The sequence below is a fragment of the Pectobacterium zantedeschiae genome (genome assembly GCF_004137795.1).
In the GTDB taxonomy this organism is placed as follows: Bacteria; Pseudomonadota; Gammaproteobacteria; order Enterobacterales; family Enterobacteriaceae; genus Pectobacterium; species Pectobacterium zantedeschiae.
On sequence record NZ_NWTM01000001.1, the window covers coordinates 2,405,565 to 2,429,901 of the forward strand.

At 50.4% G+C, this 24,337-nt stretch carries 25 protein-coding genes; 12 read left to right on the top strand and 13 right to left on the bottom strand.

The features are described 5' to 3' along the window. Nucleotides 1-6: 6 nt before the first annotated feature. Nucleotides 7-900 (top strand): LysR family transcriptional regulator, encoded by an 894-nt coding sequence (locus CLR69_RS10870; protein WP_129712650.1) that lies wholly within the window; start codon nt 7-9, stop codon nt 898-900. Here the strand turns inward: CLR69_RS10870 and CLR69_RS10875 are convergent. The 5 genes from CLR69_RS10875 to CLR69_RS10895 all read right to left on the bottom strand — a co-directional run bounded on the left by CLR69_RS10875 (nt 897) and on the right by CLR69_RS10895 (nt 5,429). Beyond that, entirely contained in the window at nt 897-1,622 is a 726-nt protein-coding gene (locus CLR69_RS10875) for a sulfite exporter TauE/SafE family protein (protein WP_197730546.1), read from the bottom strand. The genes CLR69_RS10870 and CLR69_RS10875 overlap by 4 nt on opposite strands. Nucleotides 1,623-1,930: 308 nt before the next feature. Further along, nucleotides 1,931-2,068 (bottom strand): hypothetical protein, encoded by a 138-nt coding sequence (locus CLR69_RS22885; protein WP_165345993.1) that lies wholly within the window; start codon nt 2,066-2,068, stop codon nt 1,931-1,933. Nucleotides 2,069-2,122: 54 nt separating this feature from the next. Further along, nucleotides 2,123-3,208, bottom strand: a complete 1,086-nt coding sequence (mltB, locus tag CLR69_RS10885; RefSeq protein WP_129703221.1) for a lytic murein transglycosylase B — start codon at nt 3,206-3,208, stop codon at nt 2,123-2,125. A gap of 136 nt (nt 3,209-3,344) precedes the next feature. Further along, nucleotides 3,345-3,686, bottom strand: a complete 342-nt coding sequence (locus CLR69_RS10890) for a zinc ribbon domain-containing protein YjdM (RefSeq protein ID WP_010285776.1) — start codon at nt 3,684-3,686, stop codon at nt 3,345-3,347. A gap of 120 nt (nt 3,687-3,806) precedes the next feature. Then, nucleotides 3,807-5,429 carry an EAL domain-containing protein gene (locus tag CLR69_RS10895; protein ID WP_129712652.1) on the bottom strand — a complete coding sequence of 541 codons (1,623 nt, stop codon included), beginning with the start codon at nt 5,427-5,429 and terminating at the stop codon, nt 3,807-3,809. Between the two features lie 477 nt (nt 5,430-5,906). Between CLR69_RS10895 and CLR69_RS10900 the strand changes: the two genes are divergently transcribed. From CLR69_RS10900 to CLR69_RS10935, 8 genes are all read left to right on the top strand, one after another. Continuing rightward, nucleotides 5,907-6,821 (top strand): Fe(3+) dicitrate ABC transporter substrate-binding protein FecB, encoded by a 915-nt coding sequence (locus CLR69_RS10900; protein ID WP_129712653.1) that lies wholly within the window; start codon nt 5,907-5,909, stop codon nt 6,819-6,821. Then, nucleotides 6,818-7,813 (top strand): iron-dicitrate ABC transporter permease FecC, encoded by a 996-nt coding sequence (gene fecC / locus CLR69_RS10905; RefSeq protein ID WP_129703215.1) that lies wholly within the window; start codon nt 6,818-6,820, stop codon nt 7,811-7,813. The genes CLR69_RS10900 and fecC overlap by 4 nt, the downstream gene beginning before the upstream one ends. After that, the gene (gene fecD, locus CLR69_RS10910) at nt 7,813-8,772 is read left to right on the top strand and encodes a Fe(3+) dicitrate ABC transporter permease subunit FecD (RefSeq protein ID WP_129712654.1); all 960 of its coding nucleotides are present in this window, start codon (nt 7,813-7,815) and stop codon (nt 8,770-8,772) included. The genes fecC and fecD overlap by 1 nt, the downstream gene beginning before the upstream one ends. After that, the gene (fecE, locus tag CLR69_RS10915; protein ID WP_129712655.1) at nt 8,773-9,540 is read left to right on the top strand and encodes a Fe(3+) dicitrate ABC transporter ATP-binding protein FecE; all 768 of its coding nucleotides are present in this window, start codon (nt 8,773-8,775) and stop codon (nt 9,538-9,540) included. A gap of 197 nt (nt 9,541-9,737) precedes the next feature. Then, nucleotides 9,738-10,367: a glutathione S-transferase family protein gene (locus CLR69_RS10920; protein ID WP_129712656.1), complete on the top strand. Its 630-nt coding sequence runs from the start codon at nt 9,738-9,740 to the stop codon at nt 10,365-10,367. 352 nt (nt 10,368-10,719) lie between these two features. After that, a complete protein-coding gene (locus CLR69_RS10925) occupies nt 10,720-11,199 on the top strand; it encodes an Hcp family type VI secretion system effector (protein ID WP_129703206.1) in 480 nt (159 codons plus the stop codon). A 76-nt stretch (nt 11,200-11,275) separates the two neighbouring features. After that, nucleotides 11,276-11,617 carry a hypothetical protein gene (locus CLR69_RS10930; protein WP_129712657.1) on the top strand — a complete coding sequence of 114 codons (342 nt, stop codon included), beginning with the start codon at nt 11,276-11,278 and terminating at the stop codon, nt 11,615-11,617. Then, nucleotides 11,610-11,954, top strand: a complete 345-nt coding sequence (locus CLR69_RS10935) for a hypothetical protein (RefSeq protein ID WP_129712658.1) — start codon at nt 11,610-11,612, stop codon at nt 11,952-11,954. The genes CLR69_RS10930 and CLR69_RS10935 overlap by 8 nt, the downstream gene beginning before the upstream one ends. A 14-nt stretch (nt 11,955-11,968) precedes the next feature. On the opposite strand, the gene CLR69_RS10940 is transcribed toward CLR69_RS10935, so the two are convergent. Both CLR69_RS10940 and CLR69_RS10945 read right to left on the bottom strand, forming a co-directional pair. Further along, nucleotides 11,969-12,763 (bottom strand): DUF4225 domain-containing protein, encoded by a 795-nt coding sequence (locus CLR69_RS10940; RefSeq protein ID WP_129712659.1) that lies wholly within the window; start codon nt 12,761-12,763, stop codon nt 11,969-11,971. Between the two features lie 193 nt (nt 12,764-12,956). After that, the gene (locus tag CLR69_RS10945; RefSeq protein ID WP_129712660.1) at nt 12,957-13,136 is read right to left on the bottom strand and encodes a hypothetical protein; all 180 of its coding nucleotides are present in this window, start codon (nt 13,134-13,136) and stop codon (nt 12,957-12,959) included. Between the two features lie 101 nt (nt 13,137-13,237). On the opposite strand from CLR69_RS10945, the gene mutS reads away from it, so the two are divergent. Next, complete coding sequence (mutS, locus tag CLR69_RS10950) at nt 13,238-15,802, top strand: DNA mismatch repair protein MutS (RefSeq protein WP_129712661.1); 2,565 nt, start codon at nt 13,238-13,240, stop codon at nt 15,800-15,802. A 72-nt stretch (nt 15,803-15,874) separates the two neighbouring features. On the opposite strand, the gene nlpE is transcribed toward mutS, so the two are convergent. Next, a complete protein-coding gene (gene nlpE / locus CLR69_RS10955) occupies nt 15,875-16,573 on the bottom strand; it encodes an envelope stress response activation lipoprotein NlpE (RefSeq protein ID WP_129712662.1) in 699 nt (232 codons plus the stop codon). A gap of 68 nt (nt 16,574-16,641) precedes the next feature. Continuing rightward, nucleotides 16,642-17,196: a YaeQ family protein gene (locus CLR69_RS10960; RefSeq protein WP_129703194.1), complete on the bottom strand. Its 555-nt coding sequence runs from the start codon at nt 17,194-17,196 to the stop codon at nt 16,642-16,644. 240 nt (nt 17,197-17,436) lie between these two features. On the opposite strand from CLR69_RS10960, the gene CLR69_RS10965 reads away from it, so the two are divergent. Both CLR69_RS10965 and rof read left to right on the top strand, forming a co-directional pair. After that, nucleotides 17,437-17,637, top strand: a complete 201-nt coding sequence (locus tag CLR69_RS10965) for a YaeP family protein (protein WP_015731006.1) — start codon at nt 17,437-17,439, stop codon at nt 17,635-17,637. Beyond that, a complete protein-coding gene (gene rof / locus CLR69_RS10970) occupies nt 17,624-17,884 on the top strand; it encodes a Rho-binding antiterminator (protein ID WP_012773648.1) in 261 nt (86 codons plus the stop codon). Before CLR69_RS10965 ends, rof begins: the two co-directional genes overlap by 14 nt. Before the next feature lie 109 nt (nt 17,885-17,993). Here rof and tilS read toward each other — a convergent pair whose 3' ends face one another. The 4 genes from tilS to dnaE form a co-directional block, all read right to left on the bottom strand. Next, nucleotides 17,994-19,328, bottom strand: coding sequence for a tRNA lysidine(34) synthetase TilS (gene tilS, locus CLR69_RS10975; protein ID WP_129712663.1), 1,335 nt, complete (start codon nt 19,326-19,328; stop codon nt 17,994-17,996). Next, nucleotides 19,318-19,707: a VOC family protein gene (locus CLR69_RS10980; RefSeq protein ID WP_129712664.1), complete on the bottom strand. Its 390-nt coding sequence runs from the start codon at nt 19,705-19,707 to the stop codon at nt 19,318-19,320. Before CLR69_RS10980 ends, tilS begins: the two co-directional genes overlap by 11 nt. 151 nt (nt 19,708-19,858) lie before the next feature. Continuing rightward, the gene (gene accA / locus CLR69_RS10985; protein WP_129703188.1) at nt 19,859-20,818 is read right to left on the bottom strand and encodes an acetyl-CoA carboxylase carboxyl transferase subunit alpha; all 960 of its coding nucleotides are present in this window, start codon (nt 20,816-20,818) and stop codon (nt 19,859-19,861) included. A gap of 12 nt (nt 20,819-20,830) precedes the next feature. Beyond that, nucleotides 20,831-24,313 (bottom strand): DNA polymerase III subunit alpha, encoded by a 3,483-nt coding sequence (dnaE, locus tag CLR69_RS10990; RefSeq protein WP_129712665.1) that lies wholly within the window; start codon nt 24,311-24,313, stop codon nt 20,831-20,833. Between the last annotated feature and the right edge of the window lie 24 nt (nt 24,314-24,337).

Sequence of the window (24,337 nt, forward strand, 5' to 3'; positions counted from 1 at the left end):
TCCCCTATGCGATTCGATTTAACCGATCTCCGGCTGTTTCTCAATATTCAGAAAGCAGGCAGTATTACCGCGGGTGCTTCGGCGTCCAGTCTCACCGTGCAGGCCGCCAGTGAGCGAATTCGGGGTATGGAAGATGAATTGGGCGTCGCGCTGCTGCTGCGATCAAAGGCGGGCGTTTCACTCACTGACGCGGGATTTTCGCTCGCGCACCATGCCCACATTATCCTGCGTCAGGTAGAACATATGCGCAGCGAATTACACCAATACGGCAAAGGACTACGCGGCCATATTCCACTATTGTGCAACTCGGCGGCGCTGAATGAATATTTACCCGCTCTGCTGGGCCGCTATCTGGTAGTCTGTCCGCAAATATCCGTTGCGGTGAATGAAAAACTCAGCCGTGATATCGTCGATGCGATCCGCAACCAAACCGCCGATCTCGGCATTGTGGCCGACTCCGTGACGCTTGACGGACTGGAAACTCGTCCGTTCCGCCAGGATCAGCTGGTGGTTGTGGTTCCGAAAAATAGCACATGGTTTGGGGAGAAGCGGCTCAGCTTTTCAGATATTACCGACGCCGAGTTTGTCGGACTCAGTGAAGGTGCCGCGCTGCAGGAACACATCGATGACCATGCAAGAAAACAGGGAAAACGACTGAACTACCGTGTGCGCCTGGCCAGCTTCGATGCTGTCACTCAGGTGATTCACAGCGGTATCGGTATTGGCATTCTTCCTCGACATGCGGCACAGCGCATGATGGAACGGCTAGATATTCATACCATCCCGCTGTCAGATGACTGGGCGACGCGCAATCTGGTTATCTGCGCCCGACAGTTTTCCACCCTGCCCGGCTATGTTCAGGATTTCGTGACGTTTATTACCGGAGATCATGCGGATTAAGCCAGCCCGCGTAGCGCCATGTATCCGCCCAGCACAATCAGCCCGCTAAAAAAGCAGCGCCGGAAAACCTGCTCACTAATCGCGTGGCGCAGGCGTTGCCCTATCATCATACCCAGTAGCGCGGGAATGAGCGCCAGCACGGACTGCCAGAGGTCGATACCCTGTAGCCCGATCCCCCGCATGAGCTGCAACGCCAGCCCCAGCGTGGAGACAGTAAACGCCAGCCCCAATGCCTGTACCAGATCGTTTTTATTGAGCCGCAGGCATTGCAGATAAGGCACAGCGGGAATCACAAAGACCCCCGTTGCCGCCGTGATCGCCCCGGTGATGTAGCCTACCAGCGGCGACAGCCATATTTCATGACGGCCTGGCTGCGGCAAAGTCGTCGCCACGATGCCCCACAGGCCATAAACCACCAAAATGCCGCCGAGCGCCGCGCTCGTCCATGAAGACGACGAGGTGAGCGCAGGCAATACATTCCAGAACGTCCCAATAATGATTCCGGCAAATAGCGTCCAGAACCGCTTAATCAGGCTAAGAAAGGCAGGGCCACAGACAAGCTGCCAGATATTGGTCACCAGGGAAGGCACAATCAGCAACCCTGCCGCGCTGGCTGCGGGCATCACCAGCGTTAACAGCCCCATGGCGATCGTCGGTAATCCCAGGCCAATTACACCTTTCACCACGCCAGCCAGCAGGAACACCACCATCATCGTCGTCATTTATTGCCTCGGTTTGCAACGCTATAGGAAGATCCCTACGCATGAATATTCCAATGAGACGGCTGCGGGTGTCTATGCGGATTGTATTGAGGCTGGTTCAAGGAAAATTGGAGGTAGAGGGAAGATTGGGATTCTCGGAGTCACATATTTATGCAGGCTCAGAGACCGTTTCGTGCGCAACAATATCGCTATTCTCATGCTACCTCGTAGCACGCGCCCGACGCAGGGCGCTCAATCGCCGCCGCCCTGCGAACCCTGGCTTCCGGCTAAATTATGTCGCTGCGCGATGCCATCGGTGTTCATGACCGCTAATCGAGCCACCAGTGACGCGTTCCCGACGCGGCACTGGCTTTCGCGGCATCCATGCCGCTCACTCGGCGGTCACGCTTACCGCTGCATAATTTCTTATGCCGGATAACGGCCAACCCCCACTTACGCCCCTGCATTATGTAAGAGACAGACCCGGCAAATGGGGCTACCAACACCAAACAGCAGATATCTTAGTAGCTCTGACCTTGACGTGCGCGGCCTACCGCTTCGCCGAGCTGCCATACGGCCATCGCATAGTGCGTGCTGTGGTTGTAGCGCGTGATGGCGTAGAAGTTCGGCAAGCCGTACCAGTACTGATACCCCGTGCCGATATCCAACCGCAGCAGGCTGGCTTCACTGTATCCCGCTAGCGAATGCTGTGGCATCAACCCTGCGGCCTGAAGTTCAGTAAGCGAGTAGCGAGTATTAAAACCATTCGCGAGCAGCGGCGCCTGACCGTTTGCCTGTACCGCGACAGGCGCGCCCTTCACCCACCCGTGCGCTTTGAAATAATTGGCAACGCTACCAATTGCGTCCACCGGATCCCACAGGTTGGTATGCCCATTGCCGTCGAAATCCACAGCGTAGTTCTTGAAGGATGAAGGCATAAACTGTCCATAACCCATCGCACCGGCGTAAGAGCCGCGCAGGCTGAGTGGATCATTGCCTTCTTTACGCGCCATCAGCAGGAACGTTTCCAACTCGCCCGCAAAGTAGTCGGCACGTCGTGGGTAATCAAACGCCAGCGTTGCCAACGCATCAATGATGCGCGTTTTCCCCATCACTCTGCCCCAGCGGGTTTCTACGCCAATAATACCGACGATGATCTCAGGAGGAACACCGTAAATGTCCTGAGCACGCTGTAACGCATCCTGATATTGATTCCAGAACGCTACGCCATTCTGCACGTTATCTGGCGTAATAAACTGATTACGATAGCGATTCCAGGCGCCGTTCGGCCCTGAAGGCGGGCGCGATGTCGGGGCTTGTTTATCCATCAGGCGAATCACCCAGTCCAGACTTTTTGCCTGTACCAGCACATCATGCAATTGCTGACGGTTAAACCCATGCTCCAGTACCATTTTATCGACAAACCGCGCGGTGGCCGCATTAGTCGCAAAATCACCGCCTAGCGGGTGAACATTGTGTGCGGGTTCAAGCAAGAAGCCGCCTTTGAAAGGATTACCCGAAGGCACTTCTGCGGGAGGAGGAGCTGGCTGACTGCTACAAGCAGAGAGCAAAACGAGCAGAGGGAGAAAACGAACCAAATGACGCATCAGATATCCGTATAGCCAGGTAAGAAATCAATATCAGCTATGGTAAAGGATTGTCTGATGTGAAAAAACCAGCCTGAAGTGAAAAAGTGCCGCGCGCCGACCGAATGGAAGAGCGGCGCACGCCATCACACCTAAATCAGTTTTTCTTCACAAACTCGGATTTCAGCTTCATCGGGCCAAAACCGTCGATTTTACAATCAATGTTGTGATCGCCTTCTACCAGACGAATCCCTTTCACACGGGTGCCGATTTTCAGCGGCGTCGAGCTGCCTTTTACTTTCAGGTCTTTAATGACCGTTACCGTATCACCATCAGCCAACAGGTTGCCGTTGGCATCCTTTACCACTAAAACGTCATCCTGCGCCGCCGCATCACCCGCCGCCGACCACTCATTTCCGCATTCAGGGCAATTGAGCATTTCACCCTCTTGCCAGGTGTATTCAGAACTGCATTTTGGACAATGAGGCAACTGTTGCATGATAAACTCCTGAAAAATTCATAATAAAAAAGTAATAAATATCATTAGGTAACTACCATATTTTCGATATTTTACCCTTTTATGCACATTTTTGATAGTGAAGCAGCGTTTATCGTGGCTTTACTGCCCGTCAGACGTGGTTTCTCGCGTTGCCGCCAAAAACGCAATTAACGCCTCTTGCGTTAGTGCTTTGGAATACAGCCACCCCTGCGCATAGGCTACGCCGAGGCTTTTTAGGTAAGCTTCCTGAATAGGAGTCTCGACGCCTTCCGCAACAATTTGCTGGTTAAGGCAATGCGCCATGCTGACGATATGGGACAGAACGATATCCGTGGGTGAATGGTTATTAATATGCCCGACAAAAGATTTATCAATTTTAAGCGTATTGGCTTTGACCCGTTCAAGATATGACAGCCCGGCATATCCAGTACCAAAATCATCAATGGCAACGTCAATACCTTTCTGCTGATACAGTTCCACCATAAGCCCGGCTTTTTGTGGTTCGATCATTGATGATTCGGTTAGCTCGACATTAATATTCGCCCCTTCAAGATCGTGTGCAGCAATGTGCTCCACGAGATAATTGAAAATGGAAATATCTTCGAATTCTGCCGCTTCAAGATTGATGGAAACAAACATCTCGGGATCACTTTTCTTTAGTATGCAAGCCGTTTGTAACGCTTGATCGATGACGTATAACGTCAGTGCTTTCATCAATCCCACTTGACGAAGCATTGGTATAAAAGAGTCCGGCATAACTAAGCGGCCGTCAGAATGACGCCATCGTATTAGCGCTTCACACCCCACAACCTGAGCCGTATTCAGTTCAATAATCGGCTGATAATGTAATTCAAACTCTTTTTGTCTCAGAGCCTGATTAAAAACATAACTCGGTCTCTGAATCGCCAGCGACTTTCTGGAAATAATTGTGGACAGCAGCAGGGAAAGTAGCAGAAAGACAGGCAGTGAATAGAAAAATTGCCGGATATAAAGCAGCGAATCGATCGGCTTAACCGCACTCACCGCCAACGCCAAATCGCTGCCCGGTAACACCTTCGTGACATAATAATTATTACCAATATAAAATCTATCGGCTCGATTTCCTCCCGTTCTCAGGCGGGAAAAAACGTCATCACTCATCGAGCCAGAAAGAATAACCCGCACCTCTTGTTTATTTTTCTCTAATAGGGCGTATTTGATATTGTAGCTGTAGGAAGGGACATCCAAAAATGAACGTGGGTTGAGCACAACAAAATGGCGCGCTGATCCAATATAAACCATCCCCTTTTTCTTGTTCAGCAGGCTCCCAACTTTAAACCAGAGATGATACTTACCTTTGTAAGAGAAATTCGACGCAGCAAGAAAAGACGCATTGACATCACCCAGCATGGCAGAACAACTGACATAGTTACCATCAAAATAGGCGATGTCCTGAATATAATCATTGTCGTAAGTCGTTTTTCTCAATAGATCTAAATGCGAGTTGTCACAATAGGCTGCGAAATTGTTTTCCAACAAATCCAATACCGACGTCGCTTGCCCCATGATTTCTTCAGCGTGTTTCAGCGTCGCATTAGAGAAGTTATCCACATTGTCTTCAAATTCCCGCATCGTGATGGTTGAATAAACCACAAGCGTCAACGCAAAAAGCGAAATCAGAATAAAAAATAGGCAGAGGGATAATAAGAAAAAACCTTTCTTAAAATAGAGCGTTTGAAAATAGGCTAACAGGTTTTTGCTCATAGGGAGGGCGACGTATAATCATCACGAGAAATCCAACATAGCACATAACCCTTCCCCGCAATGTATGGATATCCTAAATAATTATGATTTTAATCTGCTGACAACCACTTGCTACAGGAGCACTGCCACACAGCGATGACACATTTATTCTCTTCAAAAACAGAATGTTGCCTTACGCTTCTTTTGTCGTGACGGTTTCACCCGATGATTTAATTGTAATGAAAACCATTATCATATTAACATGGCACCTTATTACTGTTTTTTGGCCACCGTTAGCTGTTTTTATGTCTGATTTCCCTCCTTTTTCTCTGTTGGTTTGGCGCTCATATTGCTATCAGAGCCATACTGGTGCGAACAATCCCTCACGAATAAAAACAGTTGAGCAGGCTACCCCGTGTTTTCTACATTCAGGGGACGACGCCCCTATCTTTCCCTTCGCTGGGTAAAAACTCAGCTTAACTATTATGGAGTTACGCTATGTTTGCTCTGATTCGCGTTGCCCTGATTGCAACGCTTTGCCTCTTCGGATTAGGTCGCGCCAACGCCGTAACCGTGCAGGATGAACAGGGTTCCTTTACGCTCGACACGCCGCCTCAGCGCATTGTGGTACTGGAGCTCTCTTTTGCTGATGCGCTGGCCGCGATAGACGTCAGCCCAGTCGGCATCGCCGATGACAACGATCCAGACCGGATCCTGGCGGAAGTCCGTGAACACCTTAAACCGTGGCACTCCGTGGGAACGCGCGCGCAGCCGAGCCTGGAAGCCATCAGCGCCCTGAAACCTGATTTGATTATCGCCGACAGTAGTCGCCATAGCGGTATTTACACGGCGCTGAAGGCTATCGCTCCGGTACTGCTGCTGAAATCACGCAACGAAACTTATGAAGAAAACCTGCATTCGGCGGAGATCATCGGCAAAGTGTTGGGGAAAGACAACGAGATGCAGGCTCGTCTTACCCAGCATCGTGAGACAATGAAAGCCTATGCAGCCCAGCTTCCCAAGGGGACAAGCGTCGCCTTCGGCACCTCGCGCGAACAGCAGTTTAACCTGTACTCCAACGAGGCCTACACCGGTAGCGTGCTGGTTGCTCTAGGCCTGAGCGTGCCGAAGCCCATCAACAATGCGCCCATGGCCTCCATCAATCTGGAACAGCTGTTGGCGATTAATCCACAGTGGCTGATTGTGACGCACTACCGTGAAGAAAGTATTGTGAAACGCTGGCAGCAGGATGCGCTCTGGAACATGCTGGAAGCACAGCAAAAACAGCAGATTGCCGCCGTAGACAGTAATGCCTGGGCGCGGATGCGCGGTATCTTTGCAGCGGAACGCATCGGCAGCGATACGGTGAAGATTTTTAAACATCAACCCGTTAGCATCAGCAGCGAGCAATGAGGAAAAATTTCCATCCGTTCTGGCGTTGGGGGTTACCAATAACGGTGCTGTTGGGCGTATTCTGGCTCAGCTTGTTCTGTTATTCGGCAATCCCCATCCCCGCGTTGGGTGCCATCAAAGCGCTGATAACGGGATCGCCGTCTTCGCTACCGGAAGCACTGGTGCTCAACCTGCGCCTGCCACGCAGTCTGGTTGCCATACTGATCGGCGCCAGTCTGGCCCTGTCCGGCGCTTTGCTTCAAACCTTGACCCATAATCCGCTGGCTTCTCCTTCTCTGCTCGGCATCAACAGTGGCGCAGCGCTGGCGATGGCACTAACCAGCGCCTTCACGTCTTCACTCTCTGGCTACCCTATTGCCTTTGTTGCCGCCTGCGGCGGTGGCCTGTGCTGGCTTATCGTGATGGCTGCGGGAGGCGGCTGGCGCCAAACACTCGATCGTAATCGCCTTATTCTGGCGGGTGTCGCGCTTTCGGCCCTGTGTATGGCCTTAACTCGCATCACGTTGCTGCTGGCGGAAGATCACGCCTATGGCATTTTTTACTGGCTGGCGGGTGGCGTATCACACGCACGTTGGGTGGAGTTCTGGCAGCTTTTCCCCTTTGTCATCATCGTCACTCCGGTTGTCCTGCTAATGGCAAACCAGCTAAATCTGTTGAATATCGGTGACGTAAGCGCCCATACGCTGGGCGTCAACTTGGGTCGCCTGCGCCTGATCTTGAATCTGGCAGTGCTGATACTAGTGGGTGCCTGCGTGAGCGTGGCGGGACCGGTAGCGTTTATCGGTCTGTTAATACCGCACCTGGCACGTTTCTGGGCAGGTTACGACCAAAGAAAGATGCTCCCGATGAGTATGCTGATGGGGGCGACGTTTATGTTACTAGCCGATCTGCTTGCCCGCGCGTTGGCCTGGCCGGGCGAACTACCTGCCGGAGCGGTATTGGCACTGATCGGTGCTCCCTGTTTCGTCTGGCTCGCAAGGAGACGAGGATAATGCGCCCCGTCACTGTGTTCATCTCGATTACACTGCTGTTACTCATCACCAGCGTTCTGTCGCTGCGTATGGGAGCGATTCCGCTACCGTGGTCGGCGTTGATGAGCGGTTGGCACAACGCCAACGAACATCATTACGTACTGACGCAATACCGCTTGCCCCGCGTTCTACTGGCACTGTTCGTCGGCGCTGCGCTGGCGATTTCTGGCGTATTGGTTCAGGGGATTATACGTAACCCACTTGCCTCGCCGGATATTCTCGGCGTAAACCACGCGGCGAGTTTGGCAACCGTCAGCGCACTCATGCTGATGCCTTCATTACCCGTAATCTGGTTGCCGCTCCTTGCATTCATCGGCGGCATCACCGGGCTGCTGCTACTGCGACTTATCGCGGGAACGTCGTCCCCAATGCGTCTGGCACTCATCGGGATAGCGCTATCAGCCACCTGGGCAAGCATCACTGATTACCTGATCCTCTCCCGACCGCAAGATGTCAACAATGCGTTGTTGTGGCTGACGGGAAGCCTATGGGGACGTGACTGGTCATTCGTCTTGGTCGCGCTGCCTGTCCTCTGCGTACTAATTCCGCTCAGCCTGCGTTTTTGCCGCGATCTGGATTTATTGGCGCTGGGCGACGATCGCGCCAGTACACTCGGCGTCAACATCGGACGCATTCAGTTCTGGGGATTGGCGCTCGCCGTGGCACTCGCTGCAACCAGCGTTGCCGTCTGCGGGCCTATCGGCTTTATCAGCCTCGTTGTGCCGCATCTGATTCGTCACCTTGTCGGAGGACGGCATCGCTGGCTTCTTCCTGCTTCTGCCGTTGCTGGTGCACTAGTGCTATTACTTGCCGATCTGCTGGCACGTACACTGAACCCACCAATGGAATTACCCGCAGGAGTGCTCACTGCTATTATCGGTGCGCCCTGGTTTTTCTGGCTTCTCGTGAGAATGCGCTAAATGGAACTAACAACACAAAACCTGACGGCAGGTTATGGCGAAAAGCGGATTCTTGACGGCCTATCGCTTTCACTGCCTGCGGGAAAAATTACCGCCCTGCTCGGCCCTAACGGCTGTGGAAAATCAACGCTGCTGAAGTGTTTCGCCAAGCTGCTTACTCCAGAGTCCGGTGCTATTCAGCTCAACGGCAAACCGCTATCTACTTTCTCTGCACGACAACTTTCACGTCATCTGGCGCTGTTGCCACAGCATCATTTGACGCCAGAAGGGATTACCGTGCGTGATATGGTGGCCTACGGACGCAGCCCTTGGCTATCGCTGTGGGGACGGTTATCACAGGACGATCGCCAGCGCGTGCAGCTCGCGATGGAGAAAACGCACATCGTCGACCTCGCCGACAAACGCTTGACCGATTTGTCCGGTGGGCAACGTCAGCGGGCATTTCTGGCGATGCTGCTGGCGCAGGATACCCCCGTTGTGCTGCTCGACGAACCGACGACTTACCTCGATATCAATCATCAAGTGGAGCTGATGAAGCTGCTGCGCGAACTGAATCAGGCTGAAAAAACGGTGGTGACTGTCCTGCACGATCTGAACCAGGCCAGCCGCTACTGCGATCATTTGGTGATGCTGGCGGGTGGGCGCGTAATGGCGCAGGGGTCACCGCACGAGGTCATGAAGCCTGAATTACTACAACAGGTGTTCAGCATTGATGCAGAGATCCACGCCGACCCCGTATCAGGCCAGCCGATGTGTGTCGTGCGGTGAGCATGGGTCGTGCTCCTATCCACCGTCGATAGGCACACCTACCTCATAAAAATATTTATACCCCTACAAAAATAGCCTTGTTGGCCGCGAGCCATCGGAATCGCTACTCTACGTGTATTAACGTGGAATCTACTACACGTAGTGGGAACAACATCCTAGCGATTAGCTCAAACCATCAGAATTTAAGGAAGAGTTGTATGGGACTAAAATTACACCATCTTAACGATTCACGTTCTGTTCGTATCCTCTGGCTGCTTGAAGAAGCCGGAATACCTTATGAACTTGTCAGATATCAGCGAGATGAAAAAACGCATCTGGCCCCAGCATCACTGAAAGCGATACATCCTTTAGGTAAATCACCATTAATTGAAGAGGATGGAAAAATCATCGCAGAATCTGGGGCGATTGTTGAATACCTGATCAATCGTTACGCACAACACTTAGCCCCAGATGCAAACACAGCCGAATACATTGATTATCTTCAGTGGGTACACTTTGCAGAAAGCTCCGCCATGTTACCGGTTTTACTAAAGATTTTTGGCGAGTTTGAAAAGAATACCGGTACCACACTGAATTTCCTTGAGGGTTACGCTGACAACGAATTCGATAAAGTCTTTTCGTTTTTAGATGACACGCTGTCTTCGAGAGAATTTATCGTGGGGGATACATTAACTGGCGCAGATATTATGCTGGGTTTCGTTATTCATACCGTTATAGAACGGCTCGTTCCTGCTGAACGTTTTCCTAATATTCAACGCTATTCACAGCGGCTGAAAAACCTTCCCAGCTGGCGGAAAGTTCAGAATATTGAAGCAAGCGCAGAATAAGGAATAAACGCGAGGCCACCACGCCATACTTTAGAAAAATTACGAGTGGCCTCGCGCTCCCAGACTACTGTGGAGAACTGACCCCACTTATCTATTCCGACCTGATAAATCAGCCAAAAACTCATTAAAATCAATATAAAAACTTGTATAGTCACAACCCAGCCCCCTCTCATTAGCATTAGCTTTATTAAAAAAATTAGCATACTAATTACCACGAGAATCAAGCATGGTTAGTGTTATACATCGCACGATAACCGCTATTGACTCATTGATTAAAAAATGCAGAAATTATCCTCCCATAAGGAAAAAGGATTTATGGGGCAGGATTATGGACAACATTAAGGAGTAAATAATGGCAAATTTGATCTATTTGAAACTCACTGGCACCAAGCAAGGTCTCATCTCTGCGGGCTGTTCAAGTGCAGACTCGATTGGCAATAAATATCAGACTTCCCATGAAGATGAAATTTTTGTTTATGAGTTAATGAATAGAATAACTCGGCAGGATAATGTTTCCCTCAACCCTGTGGAAATCAGAAAACCGATAGATAAGGCAACGCCTCTTCTGGCACAGGCATTAGGTGATAACGAAAAACTAACCTGTGAATTCCTGTTTTACAGAACCTCTCAAGCGGGTGGCAACGAACTCTATTTTAAAATGGTGCTAAGAGACGCCATTATCAATGACATTCAGTTTTTCTATCCTAACTCATTAACACATAATGAAACCCAGCCACAGGAAAGCATTTCGTTCAAGTTTGCATCAATCGAATGGGAGCATGTGGTAGCAAGAACCAGTTCTTTCCTCTTATGGACTGATTCAGCTTACTAATACATAATTGATGGGTGATAGTGTTAACACATTGCTACACCCTATAAAATATAATAAAAGTTAGGAGAAAAAAACCATGAATGACCAAGAGATAGAGAAAGAACTCTTAGAGAATGGTTTCACACAGAATGATATTAACTTCATGAGAAAAATAATCTCTCGTGGTGAGGATAGTGAAGAAACGCTACAGAGACTGATTCATACATTACGAACACGGTTTTATAACGGGTGCTTTTTGTTTGTTATTATAATAGCTGCATTTACCATTAATTTTATTTTTAACACACGAGCTGATTTAATTGAATTCTTTGTTTACTTTTTTGTCATGATGCTTTCTATTTTTTTAGTTTATCACATAGGGCCAATGAAGTTGGCATATAAATCATATAAATTAATAAAGGGGCAGGAACATGAATGACCAAGAGACAGAAAAGGAACTCTTAGAGAATGGTTTCACTCAGGATGATATTACTAAAATGAAAAAATTAATTTCTCGTGGAGGTAATAGCGAGGAAACCTTATCGATATTAACACACTCACTGAAAAATGCATTTTTCAATGGTTTTTTCATATTAGCAATTCTTATCTCTTCATTTTTCATCAATGCCATATTTAATATTTCCAATGATAGAGTGGGAATATTGGTCCATTTTATATTTACGATATTCTTCACTTTACCCATATATTACCTTATCCCAATGAATTTAGCATACAAATCATATTCCTATCTAAAGAAAAAAGAGAACACGGGCTAATCCAGCCCATTATCTTAAAGAGAGTCATCTTTATATATATCAGACATTATTCGTATCTTATTTCCAGCCCCGATCATCTTCAACATCAGCGATGCTCTGCTCATCGTGTTTATTTTTCTATAATAATCGCTGGGAATATATCGAAAAAGCCTCCAAGTATCTGGTTTTAGTGTTAATTTTACGATACCATAGAATGAAGTGACAAGATCGACTGAATGATAAGCTAAAAGTCCTGAGCTTTTATCAAACCCCAAGAATTCTGCTGTACGTACATAGCCAGACTTCATAAATCCGACGCTACTATCATGACCAATAAGATGTAAAAAATTTTCCATAGATGAACTTACGCCGTTTAATACAATATGAGCACCAATAAACTTACCGACGAAAGATGTCGCGCTGGCGATAACACCAATTCCAGAAACAACCTGAGCACCACCAACCATCACACCAATTGCATTTATTGTATAACCAAATTCCTTCTCTCTTTTCTCCATGTTGATGGTAATAAATACCCTGGCTTTCTCAAGAGAAAGCATCGTTCCTTGTTTTTCAATATTGGCACATTCTTCCTTGATATTATTAATAGCAACCTGACATTCCGATGAGCTACTGGCATTTCTAACGATGTCCAGATTTCCATTAGAAAAACGTCGAATTTCGTCTTCAAATTTTGCTTTAAGAAAGAGATCGTTAATATGACGAGCGGAGACAATTCTGGCTGTCTTTATTAGATCAAACGAGGCTGCCTGAGCCATAGCCAAAAAATATTGATTATTAACACTATTTCTATTTAGGTAATTGTCCATATTTCGCATCCTTGACGTTAAAGAACATTGAGAACCATCAATACTATTCCCTTGGTTATCTGTTCTGCTAATCAGCTAACTTTCAGCCCTTCGGCTCAATTCCCTTCTTGCGAAGCACTTTACGAGTAAGTTCCTTGAACCAGTTCCGAGACTGATACCTTACTTTTCTACGTCAATCTTACCTTATGGATGATTACAACGTTGGGCAAACTTGCGAACCACCTCGCGTACTCAAGCAATAGTGGAAAAATCGGATACGCATCTCTTTCTCAGTCTGGTAACGTCGCTCTGACGCCAAATAACAACCATCGATGATAAGATAGCGCACTCGCAGGTGATGTTTTTCATCTGCCAGCCAGTATACTTCTGGCATTCCATTTCAATGCTCAGGTGACGAGCCATCGGCTAGATTTAACATCGACCTCTACGCCATCATCTGAATGAACAAAAGCGTTAAGACTGAGTAAAATCAATATGAAAGATTCTACCGACAAGGATTTCACTGCCCACACTCCCATGATGCAGCAGTACTTTAGGTTAAAGGCTGAACATCCGGAAATCCTGCTGTTTTACCGTATGGGCGATTTTTACGAGCTGTTCTATGACGATGCCAAGCGGGCTTCTCAACTGCTGGATATTTCGCTGACGAAACGCGGCGCTTCCGCAGGGGAACCGATACCGATGGCTGGCGTCCCGCACCATGCCGTGGAGAACTACCTTGCCAGACTGGTACAAATGGGCGAATCCGTCGCGATCTGCGAACAGATCGGCGATCCAGCAACCAGCAAAGGCCCTGTGGAACGAAAAGTCGTGCGCATCGTCACGCCGGGAACCATCAGCGACGAAGCGCTGTTGCAGGAAAAGCAGGATAACCTGCTGGCAGCAATCTGGCAGGACGGTCGGGGATTCGGTTACGCCACGCTGGATATCAGCTCTGGACGTTTTCGCGTAAGTGAGCCCGCCGATTGGGAAACCATGGCGGCAGAATTACAGCGCACCAATCCAGCAGAATTACTCTACCCAGAATCCTTTGAGTCCATGGATCTGATCGAAAATCGTCATGGACTTCGCCGCCGCCCGCTGTGGGAATTTGAACCCGACACCGCACGTCAGCAGCTTAATCTGCAATTTGGCACCCGCGACCTAACCGGCTTTGGCGTAGAGCAGGCAAAACTTGCGCTGCGAGCCGCAGGATGTTTGCTGCAATACGCGAAAGACACGCAACGCACCTCTCTGCCACATATTCGCGGCATTACGATGGAACGCCAGCAGGATGGCATCATCATGGATGCGGCAACGCGTCGTAACCTTGAACTGACGCAGAATCTATCCGGCGGCGTAGAAAATACGCTGGCTGCCGTTCTGGACTGCACCGTGACAGCCATGGGCAGCCGGATGCTGAAGCGCTGGATTCACATGCCTAGCCGCGATATTGATGCGCTCAAGCAGCGCCAACAGGCTATTAGCGCGTTGCAGGAGATCACTCCCGATCTGCAACCCTACCTACGGCAGGTCGGCGATCTGGAGCGTATTCTGGCACGGCTCGCTTTACGCACAGCACGTCCGCGCGATCTGGCACGCATGCGCCATGCTTTCCAGCAGTTTCCCGATATTCGCGAACAGCTTGCGCCGTTGCAGACCGACTCCGTTCACCGTTTGGTCAGCCTGATTGGCCAATTTGATGAACTGCGTGATTTGCTGGAACGCGCCGTTGTCGAAGCCCCTCCCGTGCTGGTACGCGACGGCGGCGTCATCGCACCAGGCTACCATGCAGAATTGGATGAGTGGCGTGCGTTGGCTGACGGAGCCAGCGATTATCTGGATCGTCTGGAAATTCGCGAACGTGAAAAACTGGGGCTTGATACGCTGAAAGTCGGCTTCAATGGTGTGCACGGCTATTACATTCAGGTTAGCCGTGGTCAAAGCCATTTGGTGCCGATCCACTATGTGCGCCGCCAGACACTAAAAAATGCCGAACGCTATATTATTCCAGAGCTGAAAGAGTACGAAGACAAGGTTCTGACCTCGAAGGGTAAGGCGCTGGCACTGGAAAAAGCGCTTTACGATGAGCTGTTCGACCTGCTGCTGCCACATCTGGCAGAGCTTCAGCAAAGTGCGGCAGCACTAGCCGAGCTGGATGTCCTGACGAATCTGGCGGAACGCGCCGATACGCTGAATTATGTCTGCCCGACGTTGAGTGACAAACCCGGCATCAAAATCGCAGGTGGACGTCACCCTGTCGTCGAGCAGGTACTGCGTGAGCCGTTTATTTCAAACCCCCTGTCACTCTCACCACAGCGTCGTATGCTGATCATTACCGGCCCCAACATGGGGGGCAAAAGTACCTATATGCGTCAGGCAGCGCTGATTGTGCTGATGGCGCATATTGGCTGCTTTGTTCCAGCGGATCAGGCGGTCATTGGCCCCGTCGACCGTATTTTCACTCGCGTGGGTGCAGCAGACGATCTAGCATCGGGTCGCTCTACGTTCATGGTTGAAATGACGGAAACGGCGAATATTCTGCACAACGCCACGGAAAACAGCCTGGTACTGATGGACGAAATCGGTCGCGGTACTTCTACCTATGATGGTTTGTCGCTGGCATGGGCCTGCGCCGAGAATCTGGCGAACCGCATCAAAGCAATGACGCTGTTTGCAACGCACTACTTTGAGCTGACCACCCTGCCGGAAAAAATGGAAGGGGTGGTGAATGTCCATTTAGATGCACGCGAACACGGCGATACCATCGCCTTTATGCACAGCGTTCAGGATGGTGCAGCCAGCAAAAGCTACGGTCTTGCCGTCGCCGCTCTCGCAGGCGTACCAAAGGAAGTGATCAAACGGGCACGTCAGAAACTGAAAGAGCTGGAAACCTTGTCGAATAACGCATCATCAAGCCATATCGATGGCGCGCAGCTAGCGCTGCTGAGCAATGATGGGCCGTCACCAGCGATTGAAGCATTGGAAACCATCGATCCCGATGCGCTCACGCCACGTCAGGCGCTGGATTGGTTGTATCAGCTAAAGAAAATGCTCTAACGCGGGTCAGAACAGGGCAAATAAACAGCAAAAAGGCACTGAAAATCAGTGCCTTTTCTTTTAAACGTCGAATCAGTCTATCTGTGTATCGCAGTTTGCTCGCGCCTTCATGCGTACTTTATCGCTGCCGTTGGGGACAACCGCCTTCACCATCTGTCCTTCTTCCATCGAAGGAATAATGGCAAAATGCGCAGTGAGAACAAGTAATACCGGCTCAGCGGCTTTATCTCTCACGCGAAAATATTGTCTTTCCAACTCCGCGCTATCATCCATCACAAAGGTTTTTCCTGTCGCGCAGTCAGAGAAGGTCGCGACGTCCGCCATATAGCGATACATTCCCTTCATTACCATCGGCGTATTTGGCAGAGGCTGCTCGGTTGCCGTCAGTTGACGAGGAAGAGACGAATTGATAGGCAAGCCTTGCTGATCCAGCATTTCAAGGGTGTTATCAACCGGACGGAAATAACGTTTTCCACCCGCGCTATCCGTCAGCACCAGCTTATCCGCAGTGCGTCTCCATTGCCCATAAGAGGCGAACGTGTTGTCACCTTTTCGCGTCGTTTGATACTGTTCGCGCAGAACAAATGTTCCGTCTTTTTCCAAAAACAGTGATGTATCAATCCCTCCGCAGTCCGCACAAGGTAAAACACCACGATAGCTTTGCGCCATTGGTTTAAGGGGCTCTTCCTGAACTTGTGAGCGGGTATGGCACCCGATTAACCCAGAAATCCCCGCAATCAACAGCACACCGATAGCCAGTTTTTTCATCATTATTTTTCTGTCCCTCTGTCCTGTTTTCCCGTTCTTACTCAATGTGCTGGAATGTATCCAACTTGTTATCATCCCTGAGTCTGAGGAATTTTCCACTCAGAAAATGCTATTTCAAGACTATTCTTATCGTCAGACAACCAGATCGTGCCGTCCTGTATTGTTGCCTGCAATGACATGGTGCGCTGAACCAATCCGGCAAGCTGAGCCAGCTGATTGTCATCTAAAAAACGGACCGCCAGATTCTTGTACCCAGAGACCTTACTCGATATCGCATTCCACCAAACCTGTGCCGCACGCTCGCTGTAGGCGTACAAGACAACGGAACGGGACTGATTACAGGCTTTCTTCAGCCGCTTTTCATCCGGCAGGCCTAGCTCAATCCACAATTCCAATTCCATCGTATCATTACGTCGCCAGATTTCAGGCTCGTCATCTGCGCTGAGCCCTTTGGTAAAGCGCAAGTTTTCATCAGCATGGCAAATCCATGCTAAAAGCCGCAGCATCATGCGCTGTTCGGTTTCAGACGGATGCTGGGCTATCGTCAGGTTCGCGTCGTGAAAAAAATTCCGATCCATATCGGCAATATTGATTACTGCTTTGTAAACCGTTGCTTTTAATGCCATCAGTGACCTCGTCTTTATTCCCTCCTAGTTTACTTGAGTTAGCGCGATCCTCACAGTAAAGGTGATATCTACCACGTAACCGATAGATTAGGCCTCTAAGGACTACTGATATCCTGTTAGTCCCTATGCTATAGTCGGTTTGATAAATAGAGTTTATCTTCGTAGGCTTACAACATCGCGCACCACAACGAGTGATGATGCATGAATATCTACCGAGCTAAGCTTTCAAGGGAGGATATAGTGCAAGAATACTGTGAATTAGTACGTCGCTTATACGCAGAGATCGCCAGTGGCGATCTGGGCTATATACCCGATTCGCTGGGTTGTGTTTTGAAAACCCTGGATGGCATTGCCGCGAATGAGGCGTTGCCATCCTCCGTCAGGGAACAGGCTGCTTTTGCCGCCGCTAACTTATTGGTGAGTGATTATGTCAATGAGTAATGAATATCAACCCATCAACTGTGATGATTACGACAGCCTGGAAGCCACCTGTCAGCAGAATCTGACGCTGACGCTGGAACTACGCAATGGTGAAGTTGTGACCGGTAAAGCCAGTGACATGATCTCACGTAAGCAGGTCGAATATCTGGTGATTGAAGCATCCGGTGCAACGCGCGAACTGCGCCTCGACCATATCGTCAGTTTCAGTCATCCTGAAATCGGGAAGGTCGTCGTCAGCGAATCCTGACGGACTTATCCTTTCATTTAGCGGCAAACGCTGAATAATGCTTCCAAAACGGACAACTCAGGTTGTCCGTTTTTATTTCAGCGCGACCCACATCCGTTTTCCACCAAGCTTATTTTTCCCAAACCATGTGCCACACAGGCTGATTTTCTTTGACCTGCCCTTCTCGCGTGACGAATCTCCCCACAGCAGCAATCAGTTGATCGTTGTAGAACACCAACGGCGTCCGATCGCGCCACCAAGGTGGAACGCCCAGTTCCTGCCAGAGTTTCTTGATTTGTCGACCGTGTGCCCTGCCAACAATATGCACGATCCCGCTGGTAGAAAAGCGAATACTCACCGTCTCACTATCTTCCGGCGCGCGAACGGCTACCCCGCGCTCGGCAAGCTGTAGCGTTCCCAGATTATCAGGTAATGACAGCGAGCATGACGTCGGTTGCCATGGCAGAACACGGTCTTTGAGCGATGGCATCAGCGGCAGCAAGTAGAGATGCTGGCGAAAACGGCGGATCTGCATCTGATTCAATTGCAATATGGGTTCCGCATCCTGCCGACTCGTCGCAACCTCATCCCAGAGTCGTTGCAATTGATCGCGCGCGGGCATGTTAGCCCCTTGCTGCGCCAGCCAGCGCCGTAGTAGCGCAAAACGGCGTACCGGACTTAGCGGGATCAGGCCATCAATGCTCAACGCCCCATCCGACTGGCATAGCACCTGCAATGATTCTTCCAGCAACTCATCAAGCAGTTGTTCCTGCTCGGCACAAAGCTGGGCGCTACGTGCGACGGCGGAGGGGAAATGCGGCCAGCGCTGCGTCAATCGCGGTAAAATTTGGCGGCGCAGAAAATTTCGGTCGAAACGCTCATCCTGATTGCTGTCGTCTTCAATCCAGTGAAGCTGATGTCGCTGCGCATACGTTTCCAGTTCAAGGCGAGAAACACCTAACAACGGACGAACTAAACGATGATGGCCAAGGACGCTATTAGCCGCCATCGCAGACAATCCGGCAGGCCCACTGCCGCGTTTAAGCGCCAGTAAAAAGGTTTCGCTCTGGTCATCAAGGTGCTGTGCCGTCAGCAGGGTTTCGCCCTCTTGCAGATACGTTTGCAGCGCCTGATAGCGCGCGGCTCTGGCTGCGGCTTCAATGCCACCGTTCTGTGCCTCAACCTTCACTGCCAGCGACTCAAACGGGATCTGCCAGCGTTCACACTGCTGGCGACAATGCTCAGCCCAGCTATCTGCCAGCGGATTTAAACCATGATGTATATACGCCGCTCGAATAGTCAGCTCGGAGCGTTGACGCATAGCTACCAGCAGATGTAATAGCACGCTAGAGTCCAGGCCACCGCTATAGGCCAGCAAGATCGCGTTGCATCCGGCCGTCTGCGTCACAATCGTCTGGATCAATCCATCATCAGGTTCAGTGCGGTCCACGATATCAGATCTCATACAGTTCGAGAGGCAGGCCGTCAGGATCGGAGAAAAACGTGAAGCGTTGCTGCGTTTCAGGATCGATCCTTACGGGTTCACAAATGACGCCAGCCTGTGCCAACGAGGTAATGGCCTGTTCTACATCGGCGACAGCAAAAGCTAGATGACGCAGACCGCAAGCCTCCGGCCGACTGACACGCGTAGGTGGATGAGGGAAAGAGAATAGCTCGATAGTGTAGCGCCCATTCAGCGAGAGATCGCCTTTCCATGACTGCCGAGCGGCACGGTAGACCTCATTGTTCAACGTAAATCCCAGAACGTCACAATAAAATGCCTTGCTGTGTGCATAGTCAGAGGCAATCACCGCAATGTGATGTACATCGAGCAATTTCAACATTATTCAAACCCTCATAGCAAAAAATCCGCTGTCATTCCTGACAACGGATTTTCAGAGTAGCGCCAGAATAGACTGATTGATAACACTACAATCAATCAGACAATCACGTCATCAGCAGCAACCCTAGCGCGTTAGCAATAACCACTGTACGTTAGCAATAACCATAATTCATCAAACGCTGATAACGGCGGTTCAGCAACGCTTCTTCGCTCAGACCATCAAGGTCGAGCAAATCGGCCAGCAATTGCGCTTTCAGTGACTCTGCCATTACCGGAACGTTACGGTGCGCGGAACCCAACGGTTCAGGAATCACGGTATCGATCAGTTTCAGCTCTTTCAGACGTGGCGCGATGATGCCCATGGCTTCAGCCGCCAGCGGTGCCTTATCCGCACTCTTCCACAGAATAGACGCACAGCCTTCCGGTGAAATAACAGAGTAGGTGCTGTACTGCAACATATTGACCTTGTCACCTACGCCGATAGCCAATGCACCACCGGAACCACCTTCACCGATAACGGTACAGATGATTGGTACACGCAGCGTCGACATTTCACGTAGGTTGCGTGCGATAGCCTCAGACTGACCGCGTTCTTCTGCGCCAACGCCCGGATAAGCGCCCGGCGTGTCGATAAAGGTGATGATCGGCATCTTGAAGCGATCCGCCATTTCCATTAGGCGCAGTGCTTTGCGATATCCTTCTGGTGCAGGCATGCCGAAATTACGACGAATCTTTTCTTTGGTTTCACGACCTTTCTGATGACCAATGATCATCACCGGACGTCCATCCAAACGGGCAATCCCGCCGACAATGGCTTTGTCATCGGCATAGGCACGATCGCCAGCCAATTCATCAAAGTCGGTAAAGATATGCTTAATATAATCAAGCGTATAAGGACGTTGCGGATGGCGCGCTAATTGCGCAACCTGCCAGGCACCCAAATCGGCGAAGATTTTGCGCGTCAGTTCAACGCTCTTCTCACGCAGGCGCTGGACTTCTTCGTCCAGATTAATATCTAATTTTTCGTCTTGACGGCTGACTGCGGTCAGCGAGTCAATTTTCGCTTCCAACTCTGCAATCGGCTGCTCAAAATCAAGAAAATTCAGACTCATAGTATTCCTATATTAGTCAAATTCCAGTTCCACCTGCTCATTACCCACTAATGTGCGCAGCTCATTCAGTAGCGCATCGGCAGGCGTTACACGCCATGCTGCGCCGAAACGTAGTCGTGCGCGCGCATCTTCACGCTGGTAATAGAGATGCACTGGGATCGTCCCCGATCGATGGGGTTCCAACGATTGACGGAGACGGTTTAATAGCTGGTCATCAATTTGCCTGTCAGTCAGCGAGATAGCAAGCCCGCGCGCGTATTTTTCCCGCGCTTCACTGATATCCATTAACTCTCGGACGGTCATTTTAAGCCCACCGCTGAAGTCATCAAAGCTGACCTGTCCACTGGCGATAAGGATACGGTCTTTCTCAAGTAAATGCTGATATTTTTCCAACGCATCGGTAAACAACATAATCTCGAGCCGACCGGAACGATCGTCCAATGTACAGACGCCAATACGGTTGCCCCGCTTGGTGACCATAACGCGAGCTGCCAACACCAGCCCAACGGCAGTGGTCATTTTACCCCGATCCGTCGGGTGCATATCTTTTAAACGTACGCCACCGGCATAGCGTTCAATTTCCTTAATATATTGCGTGATCGGGTGGCCGGTCAGATACAACCCCAGCGTCTCCCGCTCACCATCCAATACGACCTGCTCCGGCCACGGTGGCACGGTACTGTAGGATTGCTCGACCTGCTCAGGCGCATCGGCCAGTACACCGAACATATCCACCTGACCAATCGCTTCGGCTTTAGCATGCTGATCGGCGGCTTTTAGCGCATCAGCCAATGCATTCATCAGCGCAGCGCGATGCGGCCCTAGTCGGTCAAACGCCCCGGACATAATCAGCTTTTCCAGCACGCGGCGGTTCAGTTTTTTAATGTCGGTACGCGCACAGAGGTCAAACAACTCTCTAAAATAGCCGCCCTGATTACGCGCTTCGATTATTGCCTCAATTGGGCCTTCACCGACACCTTTAATCGCGCCGATGCCATAAACAATCTCGCCATCGTCGTTAACGTGGAAGTGATACAGCCCGCTATTGATGTCGGGGGGCAAGATTTTTAATCCCATCCGCCAGCACTCATCAACCAAGCCCACCACTTTATCCGTGTTGTCCATATCGGCCGTCATCACCGCCGCCATGAATTCTGCCGGATAGTGCGCTTTCAGCCACAGCGTTTGATAAGACACCAGTGCATAAGCAGCGGAGTGGGATTTATTAAAGCCGTAACCAGCGAATTTTTCCACCAGGTCGAAAATCTTAACCGCCAATTCGCCGTTGACGCCACGCGATTTGGCACCATCTTCAAAGCCACCACGCTGCTTCGCCATTTCAACCGGGTTCTTTTTCCCCATCGCACGACGCAACATGTCCGCACCGCCCAGCGTATATCCCGCCAGAACCTGTGCGATCTGCATGACCTGTTCCTGATAGAGGATAATACCGTAGGTCGGCTCCAACACGGGCTTGAGTGACTCGTGCTGCCATTCAATATCAGGGTACGAAATCGCTTCTCGACCATGCTTACGGTCGATGAAGTTATCCACCATGCCGGATTGCAGTGGGCCAGGGCGGAACAGTGCCACCAGTGCGATCATATCTTCAAAGCAGTCGGGCTTTAGACGCTTGATCAGGTCTTTCATGCCGCGCGATTCAAGCTGGAATACCGCTGTGGTTTCCGAGCGTTGCAGCATATCGAAACTTTTCTTATCGTCGAGCGGAATGGCCGCGATATCAATCGGTTCCTGACCTTGCTTCGCGCGACGGGCGTTAATCATCTCCAGCGCCCAGTCGATGATGGTCAGTGTACGCAGGCCAAGGAAGTCGAACTTCACCAGCCCGGCATATTCCACATCGTTTTTGTCAAATTGGGTAACCGGATGGTTCCCTTCCGCATCGCAATACAGCGGTGCGAAATCGGTAATCTTGGTGGGGGATATCACTACCCCACCCGCATGTTTACCGGCGTTACGCGTTACCCCTTCAAGTTTACGCGCCATATCAATGAGGGCCTTAACTTCCTCATCGGCTTCATAAATTTCTGGCAGTTGCGGTTCAGCAGCGAAGGCTTTTTCCAGCGTCATGCCCGGATCGGGCGGCACCAGTTTTGAAATACGATCGACAAACCCATACGGATGCCCGAGCACGCGCCCTACGTCACGAATAACCGCTTTTGCCGCCATTGTACCGAAAGTGATAATCTGCGATACCGCATCACGCCCGTACATTTCCGCGACATGATCGATAACCTTATCGCGTTTTTCCATGCAGAAATCGACGTCGAAGTCAGGCATGGAGACACGTTCCGGGTTGAGGAAACGTTCGAACAGCAGGTCAAATTCCAGCGGATCCAGATCGGTGATTTTCAGCGCGTAAGCAACCAAAGAGCCCGCACCAGAACCACGCCCCGGACCAACAGGCACATCGTTATCTTTCGACCACTGAATAAACTCCATGACGATCAGGAAGTAGCCGGGGAACCCCATCTGGTTGATTACGCCCAGTTCAATATCCAGACGTTCATCATATTCAGGCCGACGCGCGGCACGCACTTCCGGGTCGGGGAACAGGAATTCGAGACGATCCTCCAGCCCTTTTTTCGAGCACTGAACCAGAAAATCTGCTGTGCTCATATCGCCCGTCGGGAACTGCGGCAGGAAATATTCGCCCAGGCGGATCGTTACGTTACAGCGTTTGGCAATTTCAACGCTGTTCACCAGCGCTTCGGGAATATCAGCAAACAGCTCGCACATTTCCTCTTCCGAGCGCATGTACTGCTGCGGGCTGTAATGACGTGGGCGTTTGGGATCGTCGAGCGTGTAGCCATCATGAATGGCAACGCGAATTTCGTGAGCGTCAAAATCATCAGTGCTGATGAAGCACACTTCATTAGTCGCCACAACGGGCAACGCGTACTTGGTTGCCAACTCTACGGCCGCGTGTATATAACTTTCTTCGTCAGGGCGGGACGTGCGAGTCAGTTCCAGGTAATAACGCTGGGGAAAGTGCTCCATATAAAATGCCAGGCACTGTTCGGCCTGCGCCTGATTACCGCGCAGCAAAAATCGCCCAACATCACCCCGGCGACCACCAGACAGTAAAATCAGCCCTTCTTGATGTTCAACCAGCCAATCACGGTCAATCGTCGGCCCGGCAGCGCCATAACCGCGTTGATAAGCATGGGAAATCAGCAACGTGAGGTTCTGGTAACCATCATTATTCATGGCCAGCACGGTGAGATGTGCCAGTTCATCCCCTAATTCATCGCTTTCGACATAGAAGTCTGCGCCGATGATAGGTTTGACCCCCGCGCCATGCGCGCCGCCATAAAATTTAACCAGCCCACACAGGTTGGTAAAATCGGTAATCGCCAGCGCTGGCATACCAAGTGCCGCCGCTTTTTTTACCAGCGGACCGACTTTGGCCAGCCCATCGATCATGGAATAGTCACTATGAACACGCAGGTGAACAAAACGTGGTTCGGCCATCTCCAGATCCCAGAATTTATCGAG

Bases quoted from the DNA above. Each gene is read 5' to 3' on its own strand.
- CLR69_RS22885 (WP_165345993.1), bottom strand. From the start codon at position 2,068: ATGCAGGGGCGTAAGTGGGGGTTGGCCGTTATCCGGCATAAGAAATTA.
- CLR69_RS10870 (WP_129712650.1), top strand. From the start codon at position 7: ATGCGATTCGATTTAACCGATCTCCGGCTGTTTCTCAATATTCAGAAA.
- CLR69_RS10935 (WP_129712658.1), top strand. From the start codon at position 11,610: ATGAATGACCAAGAGACAGAAAAGGAACTCTTAGAGAATGGTTTCACT.
- CLR69_RS10920 (WP_129712656.1), top strand. From the start codon at position 9,738: ATGGGACTAAAATTACACCATCTTAACGATTCACGTTCTGTTCGTATC.
- CLR69_RS10890 (WP_010285776.1), bottom strand. From the start codon at position 3,686: ATGCAACAGTTGCCTCATTGTCCAAAATGCAGTTCTGAATACACCTGG.
- dnaE (WP_129712665.1), bottom strand. From the start codon at position 24,313: ATGGCCGAACCACGTTTTGTTCACCTGCGTGTTCATAGTGACTATTCC.
- nlpE (WP_129712662.1), bottom strand. From the start codon at position 16,573: ATGATGAAAAAACTGGCTATCGGTGTGCTGTTGATTGCGGGGATTTCT.
- CLR69_RS10960 (WP_129703194.1), bottom strand. From the start codon at position 17,196: ATGGCATTAAAAGCAACGGTTTACAAAGCAGTAATCAATATTGCCGAT.
- CLR69_RS10940 (WP_129712659.1), bottom strand. From the start codon at position 12,763: ATGGACAATTACCTAAATAGAAATAGTGTTAATAATCAATATTTTTTG.
- fecE (WP_129712655.1), top strand. From the start codon at position 8,773: ATGGAACTAACAACACAAAACCTGACGGCAGGTTATGGCGAAAAGCGG.
- mltB (WP_129703221.1), bottom strand. From the start codon at position 3,208: ATGCGTCATTTGGTTCGTTTTCTCCCTCTGCTCGTTTTGCTCTCTGCT.
- CLR69_RS10925 (WP_129703206.1), top strand. From the start codon at position 10,720: ATGGCAAATTTGATCTATTTGAAACTCACTGGCACCAAGCAAGGTCTC.
- CLR69_RS10875 (WP_197730546.1), bottom strand. From the start codon at position 1,622: ATGACGACGATGATGGTGGTGTTCCTGCTGGCTGGCGTGGTGAAAGGT.
- accA (WP_129703188.1), bottom strand. From the start codon at position 20,818: ATGAGTCTGAATTTTCTTGATTTTGAGCAGCCGATTGCAGAGTTGGAA.
- CLR69_RS10945 (WP_129712660.1), bottom strand. From the start codon at position 13,136: ATGCCAGAAGTATACTGGCTGGCAGATGAAAAACATCACCTGCGAGTG.
- rof (WP_012773648.1), top strand. From the start codon at position 17,624: ATGTCAATGAGTAATGAATATCAACCCATCAACTGTGATGATTACGAC.
- mutS (WP_129712661.1), top strand. From the start codon at position 13,238: ATGAAAGATTCTACCGACAAGGATTTCACTGCCCACACTCCCATGATG.
- tilS (WP_129712663.1), bottom strand. From the start codon at position 19,328: ATGAGATCTGATATCGTGGACCGCACTGAACCTGATGATGGATTGATC.
- CLR69_RS10900 (WP_129712653.1), top strand. From the start codon at position 5,907: ATGTTTGCTCTGATTCGCGTTGCCCTGATTGCAACGCTTTGCCTCTTC.
- fecD (WP_129712654.1), top strand. From the start codon at position 7,813: ATGCGCCCCGTCACTGTGTTCATCTCGATTACACTGCTGTTACTCATC.
- fecC (WP_129703215.1), top strand. From the start codon at position 6,818: ATGAGGAAAAATTTCCATCCGTTCTGGCGTTGGGGGTTACCAATAACG.
- CLR69_RS10895 (WP_129712652.1), bottom strand. From the start codon at position 5,429: ATGAGCAAAAACCTGTTAGCCTATTTTCAAACGCTCTATTTTAAGAAA.
- CLR69_RS10930 (WP_129712657.1), top strand. From the start codon at position 11,276: ATGAATGACCAAGAGATAGAGAAAGAACTCTTAGAGAATGGTTTCACA.
- CLR69_RS10980 (WP_129712664.1), bottom strand. From the start codon at position 19,707: ATGTTGAAATTGCTCGATGTACATCACATTGCGGTGATTGCCTCTGAC.